The sequence below is a fragment of the Blautia sp. 1001283B150304_161114_C9 genome (genome assembly GCF_015668165.1).
In the GTDB taxonomy this organism is placed as follows: Bacteria; Bacillota; Clostridia; order Lachnospirales; family Lachnospiraceae; genus Blautia_A; species Blautia_A wexlerae.
The window spans coordinates 1-11,676 of the sequence record NZ_JADPGO010000052.1; the positions used below are offsets into that span (position 1 = coordinate 1).

Sequence of the window (11,676 nt, forward strand, 5' to 3'; positions counted from 1 at the left end):
GTGAATTGTCAAGGTGCTCCGACTACTGGAAAGTAGTCGGGGATTTTTTCTATCATACCTAAAATTTAAGCGCTTACCCTTTAAGCATTGTCATTTCTTTTCTTCGTTTAAAAAGTTACTTATCAGTCTAAAATAATTAGGAAAATGAAATAATTTACTGTGTTGCATTAACGCAAAAGAGCTACCAACACATTTATGTAGTACTCTGGCTTAATAGCAATATTCTTTTCTTTGCAAGCAGGTAAACACAGGTTGTTCCTTAATATCCTTTTGTTTGGGAAACTCCGTTCTCCCATTTATTCACCGCTGGGGTAGTTACTCCTAAGCGGTTTGCCATTTCCTCCTGGGTGAAACCAGACACTTTTCTATATTTTTTTATCACACTTCCAATATTCATCCTAATTCTCTCCTGATTGAAATTTCAAAAGCTTTTGTGATTAAATCATAGCATGATTGGAAATTGGACACAATTGAATTGTTATTAAATAAAATTCATATTTTTTAACTAATGGGAAAGTTGATCGTGATTAGCAGTTGATTTTGGGGGCATATCCTAACAAAAGGAATCATGGAGGCTGTGTTTTGCGATACTTTGTATGTCCCCCCTGGTCACCAATTAATTAATTATGCATACTCTAACAGAAGAAGTCGGTAAAGGAGTATCTGCATGAAAAATAAAAAATGGATTTCACTGGCGACAGCAGTCGTTCTGGCGGTGACTGCACTGCCGCTGGGAGTGTTTGCTGCAAAGAAAGATGAGGCGAAGCTTGCAAAAGTTACCTTAAATGAAGTAGCCCATTCCATCTTTTATGCACCGCAGTATGTAGCAATCGAAGAGGGATATTTTAAAGATGAGGGGCTTGATATGACGCTTATAACTGGCTTTGGGGCAGATAAAACTATGACTGCCGTCATATCCGGCGAGGCGGATATCGGATTTATGGGAGCAGAAGCATCTATCTATGCCTATCAGGAAGGAGCTACTGATCCTGTTGTAAACTTTGCACAGCTTACCCAACGGGCCGGAAATTTCCTTGTGGCAAGAGAAGAAATGCCGGATTTTAAATGGGAAGATCTGAAAGGCAGGAAAGTTTTGGGCGGACGCAAAGGTGGCGTACATATATCAATGTAAATTATGAGACGATTGTGATTTTGTGTAATTGGGTGGATGGATTGAATAGTGCGAAGAAATCGCAGAAAATAGAATAGCTTTAAATATAAGTGGAAATATTTTTGCTAATATCTCCACTTATATTTTGCGAAATTTTGTTATCTCTTTCCAGTTAATCGGAAAACCCATATATTCAAAAAGATCATTTAATTTCAAATTTGAATTCTGCTTTTCATATCGGTCAAAAATATGCAATAATTGCTTTTTAAACAGTAAAAAATCGGCCTTTGGAAGTAGATAGCGAAGAGTAATGACTACACTAAACAAGTCATTTTTTCCATATATATATTTTGAACCATTTTTAGAAATGCCTAATTTTTTATGTAACAATGTATCTGGAATGTCAATATATGTGTGATAGGAAAACAACCTTTCGTTATGAGCACATACATTTCGGTACAGCGTTAATACCTTTAAATATTTTATCATTTCATTTTTCTTAACATTTCCAAAATCCTGACAAATTGTTCCCTGCATATTTTGAGGTAAGAATTCAAACATTTTGGATATCTGACCAAAAGTAAGGGTATTCATAATCACCCATAACGGAATATTATGATATTTGTTACGCTGATAAACAAGATATTCATGATCCTTGTTTTTATTAGCCATCATATCAAGCATTTTTATTAATTTGGGAATGCCTTTTTTATTTTTTGGAATATTGCCGTAATTATTGGAATTAAGATATTCTTCTTGACGTTCTCCATGTTTTTTACAGAAGTGATAAGAAATGGACGAACGCATTTTTCTTTCTACGCGACATAAATATTTAAAGAATATTCCACGTAACTCTTCATCAAATTCATAAAGAGCAACTATATCTTCAAAACATGCTTCATTAATGTATTTGCGGGTATGAATATCAATAAAAGGATGTTTATATCCGCCAATTAATGCATAGTAACTGATATTCTGCAGGGATTCTACCGCAAAATCATCATCTGTAATAATCAGATTTTTTTCATTTTTCAGTTTTTCAACCTGTGCGGTATATGTAATAAATGGTTTGCTCATATGTACCTCGCTGCAAAATGTTCCAGATAAATCGAGTAGGAGGGAAAATTAAATAAATTTTCCCGACCTCTCACACCACCGTACGTACGGTTCCGTATACGGCGGTTCAATCAACTTAACACGTAACACACCTTTCGGTGTAGTAATCTATCATTGAGACTAATCCAAATTGGGTTAGTCTTTCTTTGTTTATTGCAAAATTCATAACTCTTCGCTGACACACATAAGCGATTCGACTACCTGTATATGCCGTAATCCAAGCTATATCCTTATCAACTCCAAGTTTCATCAAATTCTTTATTCGATTTTGCGGAGTTTTCCATTGCTTCCAGATACACATACGCAACCTATAACGAATTCTTGCATCTAGTTCTTTGCAGAGAGTTTTCATACTGCCTATCTCAAAGTAGTTAATCCACCCTCTTATAAGCTGATTGAGTTTCTCCACCTTATAGCTGTTGCTAACGCCCCAGCTACGACAGGTGAGTTCTTTCATTCTTTTCTTGAACTTCGCTACTGATTTTGCGTGTGGTTTTGCCTTAAACTGATGCGCTCTTGAATCAAAGTAGAAACCAAATCCAAGGTATTTAAGTCCTTGTGGTCTATCTACCTTACTCTTGGTCATGTTGACTTTGAGCCCTAGCTTCTCTTCAATGAATCGTGAAATATTTCTCATGACTCTGTTGGCAGACATTTCGCTTCCGACCATAATAATACAGTCATCCGCATATCGTACAAAGTTAAGCCCCCGCTTTTCCATTTCCTCATCAAGTTCATTCAGCATAATGTTTGCCAATAATGGCGAAAGATTTCCTCCTTGTGGTGTCCCCACAATGGAATCCTCATATTCATCATCAATCATGATCCCGCTGACAAGGTATTTTCTAACGATAGAGATAACATCTCCATCTTTGATAGTTCTACCTATGATAGTCATCAGCTTATCATGGTTTACTGTGTCAAAGAACTTTTCCAAGTCGATATCTACAATCCAGTCATTACCCTCATTCATCATGTCGAGCGCTGTTAGAATTGCTTGCTGAGCACATCTGTTAGGTCTGAATCCATAACTATGGTCATGGAACTGTTCCTCATAGATTGGTGTTAAAACCTGTGCAATGGCTTGTTGTATGAATCTGTCTGTTACTGTTGGTACTCCTAGGTTTCTGACACCGCCATCAGGCTTTGGTATCTCCACTCTTCGTACTGGCTGAGGTTTATATTTTCTCATCCTCAACTGTTCCTTGATGATTTCGCCGTTCTTTGCAAGGTATTCTTTGAGTTCTGTGTACTTCATTCCGTCTACTCCCTCTGCACCTTTATTTCGTACGACTTGCAGATATGCTTTGTTGAGGTTATCACTGGACAATATCTGCTCCATTAGACTACTTGTGTCCATGCGTTCTTTCCTTTCCGTCTCGCTTGATTTGACCACCTTTTCCCGATTAGTTACGGCAGATGTTGCCATTTCTGCAATCCGAGACATACTCAAACTTATTGATTGTTCGCCCCTTTGCTCCATCTCCATTACAGAGACTTCTTCACTACTATGGGCTCGGCTGACTTCTCACAGTTCGTTGTTACTAGGCTGATGGAACCTCTGTGAGACCTCCACGCTTAAGGTGCTCGCTCTTTCTCTCCATATATCCGCCACATTTACTCTGCTACTACAAAGGTGATAGTCATTAGACTTCGTTGCTTCATGCCAACTTATCTCTCGTAGCCTAGCCTTATATGTGATTTCTGTTCGTCAGACCAGAGATTTGCTTACAGCTTCCTTCAGATTCTACCTCGCGATAGACACCCTTGCTGTTCGGCTATACACTTCCCACTATCTGGGCGTGTTCGGGACTTGCACCCGTTAGAGCGCGCCCATGGCGCGCAAACAGAAAAAAGGAGAGGGGCCTCGGCACCCTCCCCCGATCGCAGGCTTCTCAAGTTTCTGCAATCTGATCACTAAAGATAATATAACTGATATAACTAAGAAAGTCAATCAGAAATTATCTTTACTTTATAATATGCATTTTTATAATAAGATATTAAACTTAGCGCTTTAGAAATCTATTAATCAAACCATTCAATCTTTGAGAAGATTCTTGAGATATACTTAATGTATCGTAATGTACTATACAATAATTCAAAAAATTATGTATACTATATGATGTTTGTTTGGTATAATCTCGTTGGTAGTCTTCACCATTATAAGGTGATAACAAAGCTAGTTCAATAGCATTTATTGTGTTTTCGACATCTATAGTATTATAGTTATTGCTAACACATATTCCACACATTATAGTGGCTTGTGTATATTCTGTATGTGCTAGAGTAATCTGTAATCTTTCATTAGATGTTGATTCATACATATTTTCAATCATAGTTTTTGAAATGATGGATAATTCCAAAGCTTTTTGTAAATAGTCAAGACTTTTTTCCGGATTTTTTTCATTTAAAAAGTATGAATAATTTAAGTAACATTTAGCTTTTTGATGTAAAAAATGAAAATCATTTGCCAATAACTCTTGTAATACAGTGTACACATAAACTATTAATTTTAAATTTCCATGATATTTATCCAGAAAAATTTCATTCATAATATCAAACAATATTAAATTTCTGCATGCCCTTCTTCGTTTATATTCATCATGACCTGAAAATTCAATTACTTGTTTTATAATATATTTGTAAGCTTCACCTATTTGATAGTGATTTTCTTCATTTCGGGCATAATTTCCCAACTCCCTTTTTAGCCAATATGGTGAATTTAAAATATATTTTATTCTTGAAAGATCAGAGGCATCTTTTTCATAATTATTCGCCTCTATTCTTTCTATGAAAGGATCATAATATTTTAATGCCATTGCCATTTCAAAATCCAGACTATAATTAATTATATCTGAAGAATATAATTTTTCCTTAATGGCCAAAAGAATTAACAGTGCTAATTCTTTTGCTGTTTCTATTTTGATTTTTTTATTTGAATACTTCCCTTTTTTTTGAATTATTTGTTCTCCGTAAATAAGTTGATCTAACATATTTCTCTTTTCATTATATTGAGGTAAATTAATAATTGGAAGTAATTTATTAATTTCTTGTAATTCATCCTCTTTCCGAAACTTATTATCCAAGTTATATGTAATAATATCAGAAGAAACAATGATGTGTTGTTTCAATTTCCATTTTACAATGCCAAAAGTGTCACTATCATTATTGTTCACGTTAACAATAATATTGTTTTCATTTTCGTTTATACATCGTGCGTTTTGCAAAATATATTCAAATTGATTTCGATCCAGTGTACCAACATCAATTAACAATACTACATTTGTTTTTTGTAATAGCTTTTCCAATGCCTTTTGGGTTATTCTAGATCTTCCGTCAAAATAAAAAACTTCTCGATCTCGAATAGTTTTGTATAAATCAGCTAGGAGATAGGATTTTCCAGAAATTCTAGATCCATATACCAAGTGTACCTTATTTTTTGATATATTATTCACTATCACCTTTGAAATATTCCTTTTGATAAAGTAATACGGAAATTTTATAGCACCATTTTTTAAATTATATAGAACCTTATTCCATAAAAAATAATTTTGATTTTCTTGAATATTACTTCCTGGAATATTCTCAATTTTAATATGGTTATATAAATCTAATTCTGATGTTTGAATTTTTTGTGCTTCGCTCCATGTTTCTGTTAACAATGAATACATCATATCATAAGAATCAAAGCAAACAATATCTGTAATACCATATATTTTATATTTTGATTTTTGAAGCTTAGATGGATAACCTTTAATAAAAGCAATTCTACAACTTAGAGTATCTTTTTCTTTATGATCAAATGGCCATGCGGATAATGTTTTCAAATCAATTTCGTCATCTAAACTACAACCAATAAATAGAATATTTTGGGTTTTATAGTCATTTCGTAATTTATTAAGTAACGGTGCATTTTTATCTAAGCTTAATGCATATTCTTTAGATGTGAAAATTTTTCCACTTTTTTTATAAGTAACAATATCTCCAATGTCACCATGCAACTTTATAACACATTTTTCATCTAAAAATATTTCATCATTAAATTCTTGATTAGGTAAAATAACTTTTTTGAATGAGCTTGAATTTTCAATGGCATCATCAATATTTAATGTATAAATATATGGCCATTTAATGTTAAAAAATGACGAACGAATATCTTCTTGCGGCATAGTTACTTTATAAAAATTAGATTTTAAATAATTGCGACGTACTTCAGGAGGCACATTTTCATCATCTTCATAAAAATCACATAGTGTTGAAAAATTAGCAACTGTAATTTCTTCTTTTTCCTGTTCTGAAAAGTCTTCTGTCATTAATTCATTGATCATATGTTGTTTGTACTCATATCCATTCGGTACAATACCATTAAAGGCATTTAATCCGCATGTAAATCCAGAACCTACAATAGGAACTAAGCTATTATTTTTGAAAAAAGAAATTAAATTTTGTTTTATATCCTCTGGTTTTAATATTTTTATATCTGAACTCATTTTATCACCCTTACCTCCTACGTATTTATTTTATTGTAGCATGTTAATATACGTGCTGTCTAATGGATAAATAAGGAAAATGTGCAAAGTTGAAGCTCTGGGTCATCCAATAGGGGCGAGTAGCATCCCTGTTGGCACACGATTTTCCGTCAGAAAAGTCTAGTGTGTTATACCTTTATGAAATTGTGGCTGCCGGAAAGAAAATCTATATCCTTTCGATTATCTCCAATTCCCGGCATTCTGTGCTGAAAGGTACTCCGTAAAGGAGTTACCTGAAAGTACAGAACTGAGTCTGAATATTAGCATGACAATGCTGTTATTCAGACGATGCCACATTTGAAGAAAGGTATATCCATGCTTACATCAGCTATTCTCTGAATTCTTTTCTTGCACGCTATTATCACAAATATATTTTGCCAAATTCTGTATCATTGCAAGTCCTTCGTCATTCAGATCGATTGTCTGTCCCATATAAAAAGCTACTGCATTTGCTAAGTCAGTGCTTGTAATATCGGAAGCTGGCTTATTCGGCAATGCGTCCCGAATCATCTGTACGGCTTCGGCTGTAGCAACCGCTTTTGTTGGTTCTTTTTTCTGCATACCAGATTTAATATCACGTAATATTGCCATAAACTGAATCTTGATTTTTTCAATGTCTGCTTCATTCGCGCCTAATTTCTGTGAACTTAAAAACTGCTTATCTTTTATAATCTCTTTTCTTTTTGATGGCTCTGCAGTCATCAGATCAGTCAGCTGATTAACAGCAAAATCGATCACCTTATTTCGTGCCATGATGCCTTCAGCAATGGTATCATCAAAATAATTCCGAATCATAATACATAATTTTGGAAAGTTTTCATGCTCCAATAATCGGTTTAAAATATCTACATCTATTCTTCTGGTAATCAGTCTCGTTACCGCTTCTTCCGACAGTCCAAGTTCCGATATATCATAACTTTTTGGCGAAGTAATCTGAGTGATTCCAAGCAGATAATCTGTAGAAACATGAAAAAACCTGGCGGCATCTATTACAATACTTATATTAGGATTTTTGGTTTCACCACTTTCAATACGACTGATTTGCGAATGAGTCACATGAAGCTGATCGGCCAGTTGCTTTTGACTTAAATCGTGATCTTTCCGCAAATTACTTAATCGGTATGCAAAACTTGTTTCATCTTCTGTTAATTCAAAGTTACCCATTGTTTGGTCACCTCCTAAACTACTTCCATTATATCTGTGCCTGTGCAAATTTGCAATTTTTTATCGAATCGTATTCTTGATTTTCATTGTGCGTGAATAAATCAGGGGTGCGATTTTTTCATGCTAAACTGTCACCATGATCGATCAGACAGAACCTTGAAAACTAAATGACCGTTCCGGAATTCTATAAACCGCCACGATTTTCTGATTAGAAAAGAGCGCTCAAAAGAGACGACACAGCGCCGAGAAGGGTTGCCTGTCAGGAAAGGAACTGGATAAAACGGCACAGCTTTAAATTCAAACTTAAATCAGGAGGAAAATAGAATGAGATTATTTGAAACAATAAAAGAAACTGTAACAGTCGGACAGGCTGCCGAATATTATGGCATGAAAATTGGAAGAAACAACATGATCTGTTGTCCATTTCATAATGACCATCACCCAAGTATGAAACTGAATGCAACTTATTACTACTGCTTTGGCTGTGGTGCTACCGGAGATGTAATCCAGTTTGTTGCAAATTTGTTTAGACTGAGTAACTATGAAGCCGCCAAGAAAATTGCTGTAGATTTTGGTATTACACCAGACAAGCCACCGGTAATAGCAGCGCTGAAAAAGCCAGAGTACATAGAAAACAAAAACAGACAGAAAGATTTACGGGAATGCCAGAAAATGGTATGTGAATATCTTCACCGTCTGGAAAAATGGAAAGTACTATATGCACCGGAACATCCAGATTTACCTATGGATGAACGATTTGAAGAAGCCTGTGAAAATCTGAGTTATATTGAATATCTGGCAGATTATCTGACCTTTGCAGACGAAGAAGAGGGCTTGGGAGTCGTAAAATCCATGAAAGAAACAGGCTATCTGGAAGATTTGAAATATCTTTCAGGGGCTCGTGATGAGGAGGATGCATATGCAGAAGAAGCAAAAGCAGCTTAGTAACTATCCAGTTTGGTTTGACGGAACCAATATCAATGAAGCAGCCTTTTGTGAGGAATTTCTCCATACACATAAAATACTCTTTGCCAACAATGCATTTTTTACTCCGGAGGGGCGGATTACTGATGATCTGCCTCTTCGTGGGGAAATATTTGAAAGTCTGAAACATTATGCCATCAACAACGTTCCACGCAAAGTAACAAATATTCTGGAAGTTATGAAACTGGCAGCTTATGTAGAGGATTTTCCACCGAAAGCAAATAAAATTCATCTTGCAAATGGGACTCTATATATGGATGGCACATTTATCCATGAAAAACCGGACATTGTACGAATGCGTCTTCCGGTCAATTATAATCCAGATGCACCAGAAGCTGCCACATGGCTGTCATTTTTAGATCAATTGCTCTACCCGGAAGATATTCCAACTTTACAGGAGTTCATAGGGTATTGCCTGATTCCAAGCAACAAAGGACAACGGATGATGATTATAAAAGGCAATGGTGGAGAGGGAAAATCACAGATTGGTGCTGTTCTAAACAGCTTGTTAGGCACGAATATGAAAGACGGAAGTATCGGTAAAATTTCTGAAAACCGCTTTGCCCGAGCTGACCTTGAACACATTTTATTATGCGTAGATGATGATATGCGAATGGAAGCTCTGAAACAGACCAGCTATGTGAAGTCCATTGTTACTGCTCAGGGGAAAATGGACTTGGAACGTAAAGGAAAGCAAAGTTACCAGGGATGGCTTTTTTCTAGGCTACTTGCATTCAGTAATGGTGATTTGCAGGCATTGTATGATCGGAGCGATGGATTTTACCGCAGACAATTAGTGCTGACAACAAAGGAGAAACCTGTTGATCGTGTAGATGATCCCTATTTGGCAGAAAAAATGAAAAATGAAGCCGAAAGTATTTTTCTTTGGGCATTTGAAGGGTTACAACGGTTAGTCCGTCAGAATTTTAAATTTACAGAAAGTCCCCGTATCAAGGAGAATCGTGAAAATGTGAAACGAGATAATAACAATGTACTGGAGTTTTTAGAATCAGAAGGATATATTCGCTTTCAGACAGAGTCAAGTGCAAGTTCCAAAGAACTGTATGAAAGCTATCGTCTCTGGTGCGAAGAAAATTCCATGACCGCATTAAAAAATCGAAGTTTCTCAGATGCTATGATTGCAGTTCAGGCAAAATACAACCTGGTACACTGCAATACAATAAAAAACTCTGCCGGGCGACGAGTCTGGGGATTTACGGGAGTAGAGGTTATTACAAAGCTGTCTTATACAGATGGCTTTATGGACGCTTCCCAGTGTACGTACGTACCGAAAGAATGGACAAATTAAAATCTAGTACGTATGTACGTAGTGATTCAATGTAAGTTACACATTATATATTTTTCAGGTTGGCTGTCGAAATAATATGACAGTTAGCCTTTTTTTGGAAAGGAGGAAGTACAAATGCCAAAAGCACAATACGGTATTTTAAGATTTGCAAAATACAAAGGACCTGAAATCAGCAATATTGAAGCACACAATGAACGGAAAAAAGAAAAATATGCCAGCAATCCGGATATAGACAACAGTCGAAAAAATCTGAATTATCACCTGATTGAACCAGTCGGGAAGTACCGGGCAGAATCGAATCGACTGATTGAAGAATATGGATGCCGGACACGCAAAGACAGTGTACGCGTTGTTGAAGTCTTGATTACTGCTACACCAGAATTTTTCAAAGGTAAGAAAAAGAGTGAAATCAGAGCGTATTTTCAAACCGCTTTGGAATTTATAGAAAAGTATCAGGATGCAACGACAATCCTTTCGGCTGTGGTGCATATGGATGAGAAAACTCCACATATGCACCTTTCTTTTGTCCCGATAACTCAGGACGGAAGACTTTGTGCAAAGGAGATTCTTGGAAATAAGAAAAAACTGACTTGGTGGCAAGATGAGTTTTGGAAACATATGGCAGAAAAGTATCCAGATCTGGAACGTGGAGAATCTGCCAGCATGACCGGACGCGAACATATTCCGCCACGACTTTTTAAAGAAGCAGCACATCTTACCCGACAGGCTAAGCAGATTACTGATTTACTGGAAAATACAAATCTCTTTAATGCCGGTAAAAATACAAATAAAGCAGTGGAACTTTTACAGAAGTTTTTCCCCGCAATGGAGAACTTTCAGACACAGGTTCGGAAATATGATAAGACGATTAGTTCCTTAAAGTCAGATAATGTATCATTAAAAAGGCAGACACAGGATTTAAGCAGACAGGTAAAAGAAGCAACGTCCAGCAGTATACGAAAGAAAATGGATGATGTCAGACTCAGAGCTGACTATGAAAATCTCCAGAATCTGATGAATCGTATTCCACCAGAAATACTGGAACTGGCAAAACGAGGACAATTAACCCATTCAGATCGCGAACGGTAAAATTATTTTAAAGTGGACAGACACGAAAACTGTCCACTTTTTATATGATAGTTATAGAAAATTTAAAAGAAAGGATGTGATAACCTTGCGGAAGCCAACGTATTATCTCTGGCGCAATGATTTTTCTTCACAGGAAGAATTTGAAGCTGAACGTAGGAAATATGCGGATATCGGCTTTCGGGTTGTCACATTTCTGGATGGAGATTCAAACACTAATATTCATGATGGTATTAAAGCACTGGTCAAAAATCACTGGGATAATGTGTGATTTAACCAGTGCTTTAATTATACAAACTTGAAGTTATAGTGCAATCTTTTTCCATTTTCTAATCTTGGTTCTAAAGGTTCCGAACGGAGCAACTGTATTAACATGT

8 protein-coding genes and 2 pseudogenes are annotated in these 11,676 nt (G+C 35.9%); 5 read left to right on the forward strand and 5 right to left on the reverse strand.

All coding sequences use genetic code 11. From position 1 onward, the window contains the following. Positions 1-277: 277 nt before the first annotated feature. A pseudogene (locus tag I4V44_RS16425) lies at positions 278-397 on the reverse strand (helix-turn-helix domain-containing protein); the annotation flags it as partial. Between the two features lie 270 nt (positions 398-667). On the opposite strand from I4V44_RS16425, the pseudogene I4V44_RS16430 reads away from it, so the two are divergent. Then, positions 668-1,117: pseudogene (locus I4V44_RS16430) on the forward strand (ABC transporter substrate-binding protein); the annotation flags it as partial. A 132-nt stretch (positions 1,118-1,249) separates the two neighbouring features. On the opposite strand, the gene I4V44_RS16435 reads toward I4V44_RS16430, so the two are convergent. The 4 genes from I4V44_RS16435 to I4V44_RS16450 form a co-directional block, all read right to left on the reverse strand. Then, positions 1,250-2,188 (reverse strand): Abi family protein, encoded by a 939-nt coding sequence (locus I4V44_RS16435; protein ID WP_196002979.1) that lies wholly within the window; start codon positions 2,186-2,188, stop codon positions 1,250-1,252. Between the two features lie 115 nt (positions 2,189-2,303). Next, complete coding sequence (gene ltrA, locus I4V44_RS16440; protein ID WP_196002980.1) at positions 2,304-3,587, reverse strand: group II intron reverse transcriptase/maturase; 1,284 nt, start codon at positions 3,585-3,587, stop codon at positions 2,304-2,306. 646 nt (positions 3,588-4,233) lie between these two features. Continuing rightward, a complete protein-coding gene (locus tag I4V44_RS16445) occupies positions 4,234-6,717 on the reverse strand; it encodes an SIR2 family protein (RefSeq protein WP_196002981.1) in 2,484 nt (827 codons plus the stop codon). A 363-nt stretch (positions 6,718-7,080) separates the two neighbouring features. Then, positions 7,081-7,920: a helix-turn-helix domain-containing protein gene (locus I4V44_RS16450; protein ID WP_196002982.1), complete on the reverse strand. Its 840-nt coding sequence runs from the start codon at positions 7,918-7,920 to the stop codon at positions 7,081-7,083. 324 nt (positions 7,921-8,244) lie between these two features. Here I4V44_RS16450 and I4V44_RS16455 point away from each other — a divergent pair, with 324 nt between their 5' ends. The 4 genes from I4V44_RS16455 (at position 8,245) to I4V44_RS16470 (ending at position 11,570) form a co-directional block, all read left to right on the forward strand. Beyond that, positions 8,245-8,865: a CHC2 zinc finger domain-containing protein gene (locus I4V44_RS16455; RefSeq protein WP_196002983.1), complete on the forward strand. Its 621-nt coding sequence runs from the start codon at positions 8,245-8,247 to the stop codon at positions 8,863-8,865. Continuing rightward, complete coding sequence (locus I4V44_RS16460; RefSeq protein ID WP_330610668.1) at positions 8,840-10,213, forward strand: DNA primase family protein; 1,374 nt, start codon at positions 8,840-8,842, stop codon at positions 10,211-10,213. Before I4V44_RS16455 ends, I4V44_RS16460 begins: the two co-directional genes overlap by 26 nt. A 114-nt stretch (positions 10,214-10,327) precedes the next feature. Further along, positions 10,328-11,302: a MobV family relaxase gene (mobV, locus tag I4V44_RS16465; protein ID WP_196002984.1), complete on the forward strand. Its 975-nt coding sequence runs from the start codon at positions 10,328-10,330 to the stop codon at positions 11,300-11,302. A gap of 76 nt (positions 11,303-11,378) precedes the next feature. Then, positions 11,379-11,570 (forward strand): hypothetical protein, encoded by a 192-nt coding sequence (locus I4V44_RS16470; protein WP_028088034.1) that lies wholly within the window; start codon positions 11,379-11,381, stop codon positions 11,568-11,570. Positions 11,571-11,676 lie beyond the last annotated feature (106 nt).